Consider the following 15,651-nt stretch of genomic DNA (forward strand, 5'->3'; position numbering starts at 1 on the left):
AAAACGGCTTTACGATATTTGGCTGGGAACACTAAATGATATAGCAAAACACTTACATTATGGCTCTTATGGATGTATTCACTCATTTTTCTATTATACGCCGCGAGCGGCGGGGAATTAGACCCGAAGAGATTAAAAACTGATTATTTATTTCTCCTTTTGCCTTTTGCATGAGTAGAAAACGGGTTTCTCCGAGAAACCCGTTTTCTGTGGGTTACTCAAAGGATTGGGATTGAGCCGCGCTTTTATGATCAATCATAAACAAAACCCCCCACCAATGGGCGGGGGGTTTTTTAGTCACCTAATTCAAGGTTTAGCCGAACTTGCCGGCAGTGGAAGCGATCAAGAAGGCGGCGTAGGTGAAGATATAGCCAACGGTGAAGTGAGCTAAACCAACCAAACGAGCCTGAACGATCGAGAGAGCCACGGGTTTGTCTTTCCAACGAACGAGGTTCGCCAGAGGAGTGCGTTCGTGGGCCCAAACGATAGTTTCGATCAACTCTTGCCAGTAACCACGCCAAGAGATCAGGAACATGAAACCGGTTGCCCAAACGAGGTGTCCAAAGAGGAACATCCAGGCCCAGACAGAAAGGTTATTAACACCGTAGGGGTTGTAACCGTTGATTAACTGAGCCGAGTTAGCCCAGAGGTAATCGCGGAACCAGCCCATCAGGTAGGTGGAGTTTTCGTTAAACTGAGCCACGTTACCCGACCAGACACCGAGGTGTTTCCAGTGCCAGTAGAAGGTTAACCAACCCAAGGTGTTCAACATCCAGAACATGGCTAGGTAGAAGGAATCCCAAGCAGAGATGTCGCAAGTACCGCCACGGCCGGGACCGTCGCAAGGGAAGGAATACCCGAAGTCTTTTTTATCGGGCATTAATTTGGAACCACGAGCGTCTAAAGCACCTTTAACCAGGATTAGAACGGTGGTGTGTAAACCAAGAGCGATCGCATGATGAACGAGGAAGTCGCCAGGACCGATGGTTAAGAAGAGGGAGTTAGTGCCGCTATTGATCGCGTCTAGCCAACCGGGTAACCAAACATCACCGTAGTTGGGATAGGCGGTGTAAGCGATACTATCGGGGTTAGACAACAGTACGTTCATGCCGTACAGGGTTTTACCCGAAGCAGCTTGCACGAATTGAGCGAACACAGGTTCGATCAGGATTTGTTTTTCGGGAGTACCGAAAGCGACGACTACATCGTTATGAACGTAGAGGCCGAGGGTGTGGAAACCTAAGAAAAGGGAAACCCAGCTTAGGTGAGAGATGATCGCTTCTTTATGCTCCAGCATCCGCGCTAGGACGTTATCTTTGTTCGCTTCGGGATCATAGTCACGCACGAAGAAGATAGCACCGTGGGCGAAAGCACCCACCGCTAGGAAACCAGCGATGTATTGGTGGTGGGTATAAAGAGCCGCTTGGGTAGTGTAGTCCTTAGCGATAAAAGCATAAGGAGGTAGCGCGTACATATGCTGCGCCACCAGAGAGGTGATCACGCCTAAAGAAGCGAGAGCCAAACCGAGTTGGAAGTGGAGAGAGTTGTTAACCGTGTCATAAAGATTTTTGTGACCGGCTCCTAACTTACCACTGGGGGGTTTATGTGCATTGAGGATGTCCTTGATGCTGTGACCGATGCCCCAGTTGGTGCGGTACATATGACCAGCCACAATGAAGATCACAGCGATCGCCAAGTGGTGGTGAGCCATATCGGTTAACCAGAGGGACTCGGTTTGGGGATGGAAACCACCTAAGAAGGTGAGAATCGCAGTTCCCGCGCCTTGGGCAGTACCGAAAATGTGGTTAGCAGTATCGGGGTTTTCCGCATACACACCCCAGTTACCGGTGAAGAAGGGTAGTAAACCCGCCGGGTGGGGGGGAGTGGAGAGGAAGTTGTCCCAACCAACGTGCTGACCGCGGGATTCGGGGATAGCAACGTGAACGAGGTGTCCGGTCCAAGCCAGAGAGCTAACACCGAACAGAGCGGCGAGGTGGTGGTTCAGGCGAGATTCAGCGTTTTTGAACCAAGCGAGGCTAGGACGGAACTTAGGTTGTAAGTGTAACCAGCCAGCAAAGAGGAAAATCGCCGAGAGAATCAGCAGGAACACCGCACCTTGGTATAGGTCTTGGTTGGAGGTCATACCGATGGTGTAGAACCAGTGGTAAACCCCGGAATAGGCGATGTTAACCGGATTAGAAGCACCAGCTTGGGTGAAGGCATCTACCGCGCCTTTACCGAACTGGGGATCCCAAATCGCATGGGCGATGGGACGGATGTTTAAGGGATCTTTGATCCACTGCTCGAAGTTACCTTGCCAAGCGACGTGGAATATGGTACCGGAAGTCCACAGGAAAATGATTGCAATGTGGCCGAAGTGCGACGCGAAAATCTTTTGGTAGAGATTCTCTTCCGTCATGCCATCATGACTTTCAAAATCGTGGGCTGTGGCGATCCCGTACCAAATCCGACGGGTAGTCGGATCTTGGGCTAGATCTTGGCTAAATTTAGGGAATTTAGTTGCCATAGCTGTTTAGGAAATTCTCCTCTCTAAATAACTGAGGCTCTTACACGAGTGCTGGTTATTTCCTTTTTTAAATTCACCCACTGTAATAGGAAACGCTTACAGTGGTATCGGTCAATCGACGCTGGTTCAGCCTAGGCCTGCCAATCCCCGGGGGACTGGCAAGCCCTTATAGGCAAGTTTAGCCAATCGAGAGACTTCTGGCCAAGAAGAATGCCCACGTGGTGACAATACCGCCTAAGAGGTAGTGAGCCACACCAACGGCACGACCTTGAATGATGCTCAGGGCGCGAGGTTGGATAGCGGGGGCAACTCTTAACTTGTTGTGCGCCCAGACGATCGACTCGATTAATTCTTGCCAGTAGCCGCGACCACTGAACAGGAACATCAAGCTAAACGCGAAGACGAAGTGACCGGCTAGGAACATGATTCCGTAGGCAGACAGAGCAGAGCCATAGGAATTAATGACTTGCGCTGCTTGCGCCCAGAGGAAATCCCGTAACCAACCGTTGATGGTGATGGCACTTTGAGCGAAGTTACCGAGGGTAACGTGGGTGACAGTGCCATCGGGGGCGACGGTTCCCCAGACATCGGACTGCATTTTCCAGCTAAAGTGGAAGATTACGACCGAGATGGAGTTGTACATCCAGAACAGGCCGAGGAAGACGTGATCCCAACCCGAAACTTGGCAGGTACCGCCGCGACCGGGACCATCGCAGGGGAAACGGAAACCGAGATTCGCTTTATCGGGAATCAGACGGGAACCGCGAGCGTAGAGAACCCCTTTGAGGAGAATCAACACGGTTACATGGATGGTGAAGGCGTGGATGTGATGCACGAGGAAATCGGCAGTACCGAGAGTGATCGGCATCATGGCCACTTTGCCACCCACTGCTACTACGTCGCCACCGAAAGCATAACTAGCGGTAGTGAGAGCGTTAGGAGCGGTGTTGCCGGGGGCTAGGGTGTGGAGACTTTGTACCCATTGGGCAAAGATGGGTTGTAGTTGAATTCCCGTATCCGAGAACATATCTTGGGGACGACCAAAAGCCCGCATGGTGTCGTTGTGAATGTATAAACCGAAGCTATGGAAGCCGAGGAAAATACATACCCAGTTCAGGTGGGAGATAATTGCGTCGCGATGACGGATCACCCGATCGAGCAGGTTATCGACGTTTTTGGCCGGATCGTAGTCGCGCACCATAAAGATCGCTCCGTGCGCTCCCGCACCGACGATTAAGAAGCCACCGATCCAAGTGTGGTGAGTAAACAAGGATAGTTGGGTGGCGTAGTCCGTCGCCTGATAGGGATAGGGCGGCATGGCGTACATATGGTGGGCCACGATGATGGTTAGCGAACCTAAGAGAGCAAGGTTAATCGCTAACTGAGCGTGCCAAGAGGTGGTCAGGATTTCGTACAGTCCTTTGTGACCTTGACCGGTGAAGGGACCTTTGTGGTTTTCAAGGATTTCCTTCATGCTGTGACCGATACCCCAGTTGGTACGGTACATATGACCAGCAATGATGAATAATACAGCGATCGCCAAGTGATGGTGAGCGGTATCGGAAAGCCAGAGACCACCGGTCACGGGGTTCAAGCCACCTTTGAAGGTGAGGAAATCCGAGTAAGCACCCCAGTTAAGGGTAAAGAAGGGGGTCAAACCCTGGGCGAAGCTGGGATATAAATCCGCCATCTTGCTCGGTTCGAGAATGAACTCGTGGGGCAAGGGGATGTCTTGGGGAGCTACTCCAGCATCGAGGAGTTTGTTCACCGGTAAAGAAACGTGAATCTGATGACCGGCCCAACCTAGGGAACCTAAGCCGAGTAAACCCGCCAAGTGGTGGTTCATCATCGATTCCACGTTTTGGAACCATTCCAGTTTCGGTGCGCTTTTGTGGTAATGGAACCAACCAGCAAACAGCATCAGGCCCGCCATAACTAAACCACCGATAGCGGTGCAGTATAGCTGATAGCTGTTGGTGAACCCGGAAGCCCGCCAGAGGTAGAACAGACCAGAGGTGATCTGAATACCGTGGAAACCGCCGCCCACATCGCCGTTGAGGATGCCTTGACCGACGATCGGCCAGACCACTTGGGCGCTGGGTTTGATGGCCAGCGGGTTGGTTAACCAAGCTTCATAGTTAGAAAATTTCGCGCCGTGGAAGTACATTCCACTTAGCCAAACGAAGACAACGGCGAGATGTCCGAAGTGGGCGCTGAAGATTTTCCGAGAAATATCTTCGAGATCGCTGGTTTGACTATCAAAATCGTGGACGTTGGCGTGTAGGTTCCAAATCCAGGTAGTGGTTTTGGGTCCTTTGGCTAAAGTGCGATCAAAATGCCCCGGTTGACCCCACTTCTCAAAGGAAGTAGGTACTGGGTCTTTATCTACAATCACTTTAGCTACCGCCTCTTTGGGGGGGAGTGCCATGAGGATTCTCCTCTCTCGACAATAGACTTAGCGTTTTATTTGAGGATAGATTTTTTAACCTAAAAAAGGCAAGTTGAAATCTGACCCACCTTTTGTTAATGTCGCTTGACTTTCCTCTTGGGTGAGATTCCAGTCGAAAGCATCAATAGTAGATGATAAGTCTTTGTTCTCTCCTCTGTTCGTTGTGCTTAACAATAATTAAAATTCTCTCAATCCTTGATAGGAGAGACATTTTCTGCTATGGACGGTCTTAGTCAGGGTCAGACCGGTAATTTTTCTTTACAAAAGTTTATTAATCGTCGCCCCAGAAGCCGATTTCCCCTTTTTCTCCCTCACCAGACCATATAGAAAATTCAATAGATAGATTCTCAAAAAACAATCAAACAATTCTGTAAAATTGAGGCCATGACCTCATCTTCTCGCGCTTTTGCTGACACCAGAGCATTCAATGACTCTAGCAAAAATCAATGGTTTGTATAGATTTTGGCCTTGGCTCTAGGAGGAACGTGCTATCCCTACTACATAAATTAATCCCAGTCAAAACCCTTCGTATATGTCTTGTGATCGGTTTACTGACTATTCTGTTAACCGCCTGTGGCGATCGCTTGACGGCTACCAATCTCCCCACTTCGGAAACCTCTAATCTTCCCGTCGTCCAAGGCCGCATTTCTGAGGTTGCCCCCCCGGTCCTAATTCAGGAACTGCGCCCCAGTTTAGAGCGTTACGCTCCCCAAGTAACGATTCTCAGTCCTCTGGCCGAACAAGTTTTCGATGACACTCAGGTGACAGTTAAACTACAAGTGTCAGATCTGCCAATTTTCCAAGACGATACCCTGAAATTAGGACCCCACTTGAGTCTAATTGTCGATAATGAACCAGCAGCAGCCATTTACGACCTCAAGCAACCGATTATCCTAGAAAATCTTGCCCCCGGTACTCATACCCTGCGCGTCTTGGCCCTGCGTCCTTGGCAGGAAAGTTTTAAAAATGATGGGGCATTTGCTGAAACAACCTTTCATATTCTGACAAAAACAGGCAAAAATGCCCCTGATCATAACTTACCCCTGTTAACCTACAGTAGTCCGCAAGGAATCTACGGTGCAGAACCGATCCTGCTCGATTTTTATCTGAGTAATGCTCCTCTACGTCTGTCCAATACTGCCAACGGGGATAATAATCTTCAAGATTGGCGCATTCGTGTCACCGTCAACGGTGAAAGTTTTCTGCTTGATACTTGGGAACCCATTTATCTCAAGGGTTTTAACAAGGGCAATAACTGGGTACAACTAGAATTCATCGATGGTAAGGGAAATAAAATCGAAAACGAGTTTAATACCAGCGTGCGCGTGATTAGCTTTGATCCCTCTTACCGAGACGGTCTTAGTCAATTAGTCCGCGGCGATTTATCCCCTACAATTGCCCGTAGCATTGTTGATCCCAACTATCAAACTATTCCCAGTCCAGAGGAAGAAACCCCTGTTATCGAACCAGAAACCTCTATAGTTGAGGAAGAAAACCCTATAGTTGAGGAAACCCCTGTTATTGAGCCAGAAAGCCCAATCGTGGAAGAAACCCCTGTTATTGAGCCAGAAAGCCCAATCGTGGAAGAAAACCCTGTTATTGAGTCAGAAAGCCCAATCGTGGAAGAAAAACCAGTGGAGACAGAAACAATCGAAAAGGTCGAGGAAACCCCTGAAGCGATCGAATCTCCCCTAACCACCATACCAGAGACAAAGGAGATTAACGAACCTGCCCCCGGTATTCAGCCTCCGCTAGAAGTGGAACCTATTCCCGAACCCCAGAACAATAGCGAGGAAAAAATCACCATTTTTGATCGCGTTCAACAAACTTTAAACCGCTTCCAGTTGGCCTCTTCCCCAGCAGAAAAAGATATCGAACTACCCACCCTCGATCCTCAATTATTCAGCAATGTCGAGCGGTCTTAGAGCCTAGCTTAATCCAGTTTTCAGGGGAAGTGGGGAGGTGGGGAGGTAGGGAGCGGGAGAATGGGGGAATTTCAACTAACACCCTAAAACCCCAACACCCTAAAACCCCAACCTCCAACCCCTCGATCGAGAAATTATTAAACAAATATTTCGCAATATAGACAAAATCAGGAACTAAGTTATAATCTAAAACGTCTATAGACAATTTACTAACTTTTTGCTTGAGGTAATTGTGTTTAACAAAATTTCCCTTGTCGCTGGTTTTGCCGGTTTAGTTGCCCTAACTACCCTTGGTGCTGTACCCGCACAAGCAGGACCACAAAATAACGAAATCCTGATCAGTCAACTGCGCGGCCATAACACCTACAGAGGTGAGCCGCAACTCAACCCCGGTGACTATATACTAGGTCGCGTCCGGGGAACCGTGGGTGGCATTATGTCCATCCAATTGATCAGACTTGTAACAGTGGATGGCAAAGAAATTTTCAACGGCGACTTTGCCGACGGAACCACCGCTCGTATTGTTGGGGATGCCACTGGTGGTGACGATATACTATTGCAAGTGGTAGATGGCAAATTAGTTTATGTGGGTAAAGCTCGTCCCTATTGGGTTTCCCGCTTGAAACTAAAATCAGAAATCGCCGTCAGTAGCACTCGCTCGCAACTTTTAAGAGAAATCAACGAAAAACAACCCGCTTGGGGACTTCCCGCTTTACCCCCGGAAACCAGAACCTTTACTGAAGTTGCTCCCCAACCTGCTCCCGAGCCTAGTGTATCTCCTATCCGCGGACTTTGGTAGTGGGAAGACATCAGCAGAAAATCTCTTGTCTTGAGACTGAGAAGGGTGAAAACTTTCCTCTCAATCTAACCAATTTGGACTAAATAAATCCCTCTTTTTCAGATAAAAGGGGGATTATTATTGCTCTCTTAGGTTTGGTAGGTAAAATGTATTCTAAGATACAGTCCTGCTGGCGAGGGAGTGGAAGGAACCACTCCAGACACAGAGGACACAAAGATTGATCGCTTCTATAGTAAGTTAAACTGAGCACACAAAGAATAAGAGAGCCATGACCGAATCCAGATAGGGAAATTTCCCGATATTCACTCCAGTTCAAAAGACTGATTATTAAATTTCAAAGTCCGACAATTCTCCGTCACCGTCCGCACCACATCATCGGGCGCACCATCGGGAATTTCGGCTTCAATCTCCAGTGTTACCTTAACCCTGGCCCCACTGAGTCGGGTGAGATGCTGGATGATCTCATTGGCGATCGCTGGAGCGTCTCGATTGATCCGCAGGGGATCGATCTCAACACTGCCGTAAAACCTCCGCAGAACCAGCTTTTTCTCAACCAGATCACCGGGAGTCTCTGTCACAGTTAATCCAACACCAGAGGGTAAAGATGGCGGCCGATCGCGGTCACTAGAGATAACGGAATCAGTCTCGGCAGCGGTCGGGGGGTTAGCTGGTTTCTCGGCCTCTAGCTGCCCCATAGCTACATCAGGCTTAACCAGAAGGCTGTGACTGCTGATACTCGGGTTAATATCCCGAAGGATGACAAGACCAGTATATCTTTGCTTCACCTCATCCCAGCCCTCTGCATAACCGAAGTTTTCCTCTACGAGCGTAGAACGAACCCCCTCCCGCACAGTTTGAAGTAGAACATCCTGGTTCTTGAGACGGGGCAAGTAAAGATACTGCGCTAGGTACTCCCAGAGACGCTTGATATCAATGTGGTTAGTCGAACGCCACAGGTATTTGTCGAGGGCGTCCATCCGCAGGTTGTCACCAGAGTAATGGGTAATCAGTTGCCCCTCATGAACCAGTTTGCGACTGGCTCGATCGATAGGGGAATCATCCCCCTGAAGAGGGGTTTCAGTCCAGTGGATGCCTTTCTGGGGGTCGGGTTGCTCTGGAACCAGCAGCCACTTATAGGTTTGGTTGAGGATCAGGCTTACCTCCTTGTCGGCTTGATCGCGTTTAGTGATCGCCTGTTTATTCTGAGAAACATCGAGATTGAGGGTTTCCTGATCCGCCACAATTGAATTCCAGGCAAGATATCCGGCGACGTTCTTCTCTAAGTTTTCCAGGTTCGACTTGTCAGCGGCAACAAATACAAGCGTATTCTTGTAATAGCGGGGGCTACCCCCTCTCTGATTGAGAATTTCCGCCACTAAACGCCGAGCGGGGCTATCTTCGGCGGATTTACTGTGGGGTTGCCCAGGACCGAGAACGACGAGCCGCACCCCCAGATGAGGATCATCGGGAATATCAGCAGTTGATTCTGGGGCAATATGAATCCCTCCAAACTCGCCCCGCTGCTGGTCGGCCTTCAAGCGCCGGACGATTTCTTCTGTCACTTTATACCGCTCCTCAAAGAGCAGGTTTGCCCGATCTTGGGCTGTGCGGGTGACGTTCGGCTGATTGGAAATCCAGTAGCGGTTGCCATCGATGTAGAGGTAGGTGGCCCGATCTGTTAGCCGCCGTAGGGCATCACCAAAAGTGGCTACAGTCTCCCCCGGCTGCACGCAACCGAGTTTTATCCTCTTATCTTCTAGTCCTCGGTTAGCAGCCCGAATCGTGGGGGCCGAGCCAAGGTAAATAGTGCGCGTAACCCGACGGCAAGCAGAATAGCGTCCCAGGTTGGAATTTTGGCGATCGATGTCGAGGGGCAGAGAATTGGGGCCATCCACATCCTTTTCGATGATCGGAACCCAATTATCATCTAAGTAGCGGGTTAACTCCGACTGAACCTGAGCATCATCCATCGGGACGTGGGAGGGCATGATCAACAAGCTCTTGTCCTCTCGCTCCCAAAGGGAATGGATGACCTTGGCCATGAGTCGCAAAACACCCCTGGTGCGCTGGAATTTATCGAGGGTTGACCAGTCGGAGTAGAGGCGATCAAAAAATCCTGGGTGAATGGGATAGGCTTCCCGCAGGCGGCGCCTGTAGTCAGCCTCCAGGCATTCGCTAGGAAATTCCTGCCCCTGGGTCCGATACATCTCGGAGAAGGCTTTAATCACCGCATCCCGTGCGACAAATAGTTGCGGGTCAGTAGTGGTTTGAAAGAGACGGCGGCGGACGATCTCGAAACTCTCCTCGGCACTAGCGGGTCGCCAAGGGGATTGGATGCGCCCGATCGCATTTTTAAGGCGGTCTAGGGCCTCTGTACCCCGTTCTCCTCCGGTTTCAACATCTGTAGTCCGTACTTCTCCGGTTTTTTCGTCAACGGTTTCCGAAGCGGGGATACTCACAGCCAAAAGCGTCTGCTGGGCATTTTTTGCCGACTCGCTCAGGGTTTGGGCAAAAGTAAACTGGGTGTCAAAACTACCGCCAGCAATATCGTTCTTGTCGTGCAATTGCCTGGCATAGGCAACCCATTCGTCGATCAAGATCAAACAGGGTGAAAAACGATTAAACAATATTTTGAGTGCGTCTCCCGGATTAGTGGAAGTTTCATCGGCGTTGCGAACCAGAGCGTAGCCCTCAGCGCCGCCGAGTTGCCAAGCTATTTCTCCCCACAGGGTCTTGATTTCTGGGCGATTTTGCTTGTTGTGTTCCGGTTTATAGGGGGGGATGCCACTAGGCTGGACTTTAGTGCCGACCAGAACAGCAATGTTGACATTTTCGGGGGGTTTTTTAATGTTCAGAGCTTGGAAGATCGACTCCATACCGGGAAGATCTTCGATCGCCAAAGCATTGCACAGATGGTAGAGGGCCAGCATGGCGTGGGTTTTTCCGCCACCGAAGTTAGTTTGCAGTTCAATCACCGGCTCTCCGCCATTACCACTCAGACGCAGCAGGGCATTGGTCAGAAGTTGCTTGAGTCCTTCGGTGAGGTAGGTGCGGCGGAAAAATTCCGTCGGGTCGCGGTATTCGTCAGAGCCTTCATCGAGATAGACTTGCCAGAGGTCGGCGGCAAATTCGGCCTGTTGGAAGCGTCCAGAAGCCACATCGGGGTGGGGGGTGGCGATTTCCCGCCAGGGTTTCAATCCCGACATCGGTTGTCCTTCCGTCGGTGCGATCGCTTGGCGCCTTGTCTCTCGCCGGGCCTGTTCTTCAAAGCGAAGTCTGAGGATTTCTTGCTTCTGCTTCTCCACCTCTTGGGTGTCGGCGGAAACCGAACTCAGTAGGCGAGAGATGCTATCAAAAGCCCGGTAAGCATCGTCGAGGCTGAAAGCATCGTTATGGGCCCAGGCGTTGCGGACATCTCTTAGTTCACTGGTCAGAGAGCGATCGCTTCTGCCTAGGGTTTTCTTAAAAACTTCATTCCACTGCTCCCAGAGGACAATTAGCAGGGCCGAAACGTCTTCTTTGAGGACGGCATCACCTGTCCTGCGGATCGTGTAGCTCTCAGGGAGACAACTTAAGGCCACGGCCACCCACTTCTGGCCGTAGCTTGCTTTCATTTCTCGTTCAATGAAGGGGTATAGTCCCTCTCTGAGGAAATCTAGGGCGCGTCCGACTCGTTCACGATTGCTGATTGCCATGGGATTTGATGAGGAGTTATTTTTATAATGCCTCAATTTGGGAGAGATAACCACACGAAGGGGGATTTTGAACCACAAAGAACACGAAGGGGGATTAACCACAGAGGCACAAAGGTCACGGAGATTGTTAATAATTAGCTCCTATCAAGACTTTTTTGGGCTTCAGAGAGGTTTAGCATTAGTGTTAGTGGATCGAGTCGGGATGATATAAAGCCACATTTTTCTGTGTAGAATTGTTTGGCTTTTTCATTGAGTGCGTGAACGAGAATCGCTCTAATTCCGGCAATCACAGAAGCTTGCAAGCTTCGGAGTACGGCATCTTTGATGAGGGCTTTTCCAAGTCCTTGTCCTTGATGGTTGCGGTCCACTGCCAGTCTGCCCACAATGATTACCGGAATGGGATCTGGCATATTTTGTTTAATTTTGCCTGGAGCTTGATCGCGCATCACACTACCTGTGGACAGACAGTAGTAACCGACTACTCTATTGTCTGCACAAACAACGTAGGTACGTGCTGCACCAGTAGATTCACTTTTTATTGCGCGTTCTTTCAACCAGTTATTCAAGCTTGTTTCACCGCAGTCGAAGAAATCTATCTTGTGTTCTGGGTTGAGTGGTTCTGGTGCTGTATAGGTTATTCCCAAGGGCTTTTAGTGGATAATAACTGAGCCAGCTTTTCATTTTTTTTTGCTGGAGTGTCAAGTGCTTCATTGAAGGCTTCCCATTGTTCTTTATTGAGGACAAATAGCCTGCGATCTAGTACATAACTTTTGGGTTTGTGGGGTTTTTTGGTGATTTTCATAAGTTTTGAATATATAGTTTGCTTACATTGTACACAAAGAGCGGCTGATCAACTCTGTGTCTCTGTGGTTTAAATTCACCACAAAGGCACAAAGGTCACAAAGAAAAGGATAGTTGTTCGGGAGAGGGTTTATATTCGTTGGCTAGGCGGGTGATTTCTGGCCAAGAGGTGACGAGGCTATTGTAGGCTATGGCTTCTTGGGTCCAACCTTTTCTGTCACAGAGGCTATAAAGTCTATAGGCGAGTTCTTTGGCTAAATCGGCTTTGTTTCCTAGTTTGGCCAAGAGTTCTGCGGCTCCGGTTTCGCCGTTTTTATCGAGGGTATGGATGAGGTGTTGGGTGATTTCCCAGATGGGTGTCCGCTCATCTTTTTCTGGCTTCCAATCGGTTTTAAGATCTTCGCGCTTGAGTAGTCGCACTTTACCTGCTTTTGCTTCTAGTATGCCAGCTTCAACCATGCCCTGAATACTGGTGTTTTTGGCTTTGGAGAGGGTTTCTGCATTGCCATATAGTCCTTCGTTGAATTGGTACTGCTCGAACCAAGTCAGCGCCCAACGGGTATCACTATCAAATTCTCCTTCTTGTTCGGTGAGAAATTCGTCGAGAATCTGGTTAATCAGTTGCAGGGCGGTACGAACACCCATGAAAGTGCCGTTAGATTCGAGGATAGCGGCGTATTTGGAGTAGATTGCCATCCCGGGCCCAATACTGGCTTGGGCGAGGTCAACGGGGGCAATATTGCCCTGTTGCAGCAGTTTTAGGGCTTGGGGAAGGTCGCGCTTCAGTTCGTTGAGGAATTGCCGGCGGCTGGCTTTGGGCGCGTCGGCGGGACGGGGACGACACACGAGGACTATAGATGAGGCGAGGGCGTTAGAGTTGATATTACGGGTTCTAGCTTCTCTTTCTGTTCGGAGAGGCCATGTTCCGTCAATACTAAAATTAGCTTGTATTAAACCTTCTAAAATTGTTTCCCAACCTGTAGAAGAGACGTTCTGCTGATCATCAGTTTCAGTTTGCTTGAGCGCATAGTAGATTGTGACGGGATAATCTTGATAGTTGATTTGATTGACTCGTTTAAAAACTTGAATAAGACTATCTTCAAAAAATTGTTTTGCCTTCTCCTTGCTTCCGTGTCGAAAGTGATCGGCAACCATTTCTTGAGTTTTAGGAACTAATAACGTATTAAAAATCTCTGGATAAATTGAACCTATAGACCGACGCAGCCAAACATAAAAGAAATCAGATAAGTCTGCATAGGGTATAGCATCATAATAAGGGGGGTCTGAGGAAATCAATTTAGCTATTGAATCATTTTTATGATTTTTAGTAGCATCGAGTTGAATAACTTGTCCTGGAGCGGAACAAGAGGATTTTTTAATAACTTCAACTATCCAATCAATTGCACCATTAAAATTGCCCGTCGAGTCACTCATGGGATTTGCTTCGGCAAAATCCCATGACATTGGTATAGCTTGACGAGCAAACGTATTACGCAGACCATCCCTGCTTATATTCCACGAACAAATAGTTGAGCAAACATCTGATACGCGGTCCACCGCAAAAGCCAAATAAGTCGCCACCGCATCCGCATAAGCCGTCGCACCTATTCCCCCATCATTAAGAGGTAAATCATCATCAGGGATTCCTGCGGCCACTGCATCAGCTTTAATCTTTTCTCTGGCTTCACTTACTAAATCGCTAAAAGTGGTGAGAGCGACGAGTTGACGGGGAGTGAATAAATCGGCAAAAGTCCTCATCCCGTAATTTGGTGTCTTGAAATCTCGCGGATTATGCGGTAATTGAGAATCAGGCTTCCATTCAGGTTGTGCTTTTTTAGCAATTCTCACCTGTTCCTCATCAGGAGAAAGATAAACCCTTCCCCCTTGTCCTTCAGCGACAATAGCCATTAACTGAGCATCCATCCGGCCCGCCTTACCTTCGCTACGGATATGATCAAAAGGAACAGGAGTATTACAAGCGATACAAACTGCACCCTTGCGGTTTACCGTCCCATCTGGGGCCGTACCCTTACCCGTTTTGACCTCAAAGCGGATTTTGGGTGGCACCCCAGAGACACCAAAATCATCCCCCTTTGTGTCCTCAGTGCCTTTGTGGTTAAAATCCCCCTCAGTGTTAACATCTCCCACAAAAGGCTCAACCCAAGCCTCCTTACCCTTCTTCGTCGAAAGCGAGAACTTATTAACCAGAGGCATCTGACAGCCACAGGCTGGATTAGGACACTTCACCGTCCTGGCCCAAAGCCAAGCAATCACCTTAGTGTCCTTTGTGCCTTTGTGGTTGGTTTCCACCATCGGATAAAGATAGCCAATCCTTTTAAAAGCCTCATCCCGCATCCACTGACCGTAATAGCGCACATCTGCGGCCAATCCCTGGGCCCCTTCCCAGGAAGAAATCTTTTGTTTTTGGCGAGAATCGCGATTAACCGGCGGTTTATCCTTAAACTTGGGCGGAATCTCGATCAAAGCCTTAGTAATCAACACCGCCACCGGATTGAGGTCACTACCGTGGGCCTGCAAACCCAAGCGCTGGGCCTCCAAAGGAATGGAACCACCACCACAAAACGGGTCATAGGCGGGGGGGGCATATTTAGCGATATAATCCCGTATAGCATCAGGTTTAGTGGGGGGTTCTTCCCCACGTTCCCAAGCCAAACAGCGCGCAATTTCTCGCTGTGCTTCTAGCAATACTGCTGAGTTAGGCTGGTTAATCTCATCCCAAGATACCAACCCTCTAACCACCTGCTTAGTGTTGCCTTTTTTGTCCTTTTCAAGCTCAATCCTACCCAAAATATCAAACAATCGCTGCCGTTCCTGATTCTGTGCTTCTTCCGTGGGAAATTTCTCTGGCCAACTGGAAGGATCATCCACCAAAGAAGCCCATAAAACCGCCCTAGTTGTAGCCAAAGGTTTCCGGGACCACCAAAGATGTAGAGTAGAGGGATGACCATGGCGAATCGATTTTTCCCGTGCCGATTCGACGTTAATGGCTTCTAGGGGTAGGGCCACTTCAATGAGTTTTTTACGGTAGGTCATGGGAGATAAAAGAACCACAAAGGCACAAAGGACACGAAGGTTTAGTTGAGCTTAAATAATTGTTTGAGAGCTTTCTCTACAATACTTCGATCGGTCATAAATCACTGTAGGCACATTCATCAGCCTCTGACTCCCATTCACTCAACATAGATGAAATTCCCTTGAGATATTCCCTATCCGCAGGCTCAAGAGGTTCGTCGTATCGAGAGGGTTCTTTTTCCCGTAACGGATATAAATTAGACGCTGATTTATTAGTAATAATGGCTCTACCGAACCTGTCATGTCAAACTATCAACAACTCATACTTGTAAAGCTTGTATAATAGGGCTTTGAGTTTTTGTTAGATTGATATTTATCAACTTTAGAGCATTGCTGGACAGAGAGGGAGCTTGGGGAGTTTT

At 48.9% G+C, this 15,651-nt stretch carries 8 protein-coding genes and 1 pseudogene; 2 read left to right on the forward strand and 7 right to left on the reverse strand.

What is annotated here, in order from left to right:
* The 3 genes and pseudogenes from IM496_RS16700 to psaA form a co-directional block, all read right to left on the reverse strand.
* A pseudogene (locus IM496_RS16700) lies at window positions 1-86 on the reverse strand (IS200/IS605 family transposase); the annotation flags it as partial.
* A 227-nt stretch (window positions 87-313) separates the two neighbouring features.
* Window positions 314-2,527: a photosystem I core protein PsaB gene (gene psaB / locus IM496_RS16705; RefSeq protein ID WP_104397643.1), complete on the reverse strand. Its 2,214-nt coding sequence runs from the start codon at window positions 2,525-2,527 to the stop codon at window positions 314-316.
* Between the two features lie 178 nt (window positions 2,528-2,705).
* On the reverse strand, window positions 2,706-4,955 hold the full coding sequence (gene psaA / locus IM496_RS16710; RefSeq protein ID WP_002734764.1) for a photosystem I core protein PsaA: 2,250 nt from the start codon (window positions 4,953-4,955) through the stop codon (window positions 2,706-2,708).
* A gap of 467 nt (window positions 4,956-5,422) precedes the next feature.
* Between psaA and IM496_RS16715 the strand changes: the two genes are divergently transcribed.
* On the forward strand, window positions 5,423-6,901 hold the full coding sequence (locus IM496_RS16715; protein ID WP_287662627.1) for a hypothetical protein: 1,479 nt from the start codon (window positions 5,423-5,425) through the stop codon (window positions 6,899-6,901).
* Between the two features lie 232 nt (window positions 6,902-7,133).
* Window positions 7,134-7,700 carry a hypothetical protein gene (locus tag IM496_RS16720; protein WP_287662628.1) on the forward strand — a complete coding sequence of 189 codons (567 nt, stop codon included), beginning with the start codon at window positions 7,134-7,136 and terminating at the stop codon, window positions 7,698-7,700.
* Window positions 7,701-8,002: 302 nt separating this feature from the next.
* Here the strand turns inward: IM496_RS16720 and IM496_RS16725 are convergent, their stop codons facing one another.
* From IM496_RS16725 to IM496_RS16740, 4 genes are all read right to left on the reverse strand, one after another.
* Window positions 8,003-11,395 (reverse strand): Swt1 family HEPN domain-containing protein, encoded by a 3,393-nt coding sequence (locus IM496_RS16725; protein ID WP_287662630.1) that lies wholly within the window; start codon window positions 11,393-11,395, stop codon window positions 8,003-8,005.
* Between the two features lie 134 nt (window positions 11,396-11,529).
* Window positions 11,530-12,039, reverse strand: a complete 510-nt coding sequence (locus IM496_RS16730; RefSeq protein WP_106908221.1) for a GNAT family N-acetyltransferase — start codon at window positions 12,037-12,039, stop codon at window positions 11,530-11,532.
* A complete protein-coding gene (locus IM496_RS16735) occupies window positions 12,030-12,197 on the reverse strand; it encodes a type II toxin-antitoxin system TacA family antitoxin (RefSeq protein WP_008200985.1) in 168 nt (55 codons plus the stop codon). The genes IM496_RS16730 and IM496_RS16735 overlap by 10 nt, the downstream gene beginning before the upstream one ends.
* A 95-nt stretch (window positions 12,198-12,292) precedes the next feature.
* Window positions 12,293-15,250, reverse strand: a complete 2,958-nt coding sequence (locus tag IM496_RS16740) for a DUF1156 domain-containing protein (protein ID WP_287662632.1) — start codon at window positions 15,248-15,250, stop codon at window positions 12,293-12,295.
* Between the last annotated feature and the right edge of the window lie 401 nt (window positions 15,251-15,651).

Origin of the sequence: Microcystis sp. M049S2 (assembly GCF_020245625.1) — a bacterium.
In the GTDB taxonomy this organism is placed as follows: domain Bacteria; phylum Cyanobacteriota; class Cyanobacteriia; order Cyanobacteriales; family Microcystaceae; genus Microcystis; species Microcystis ichthyoblabe_A.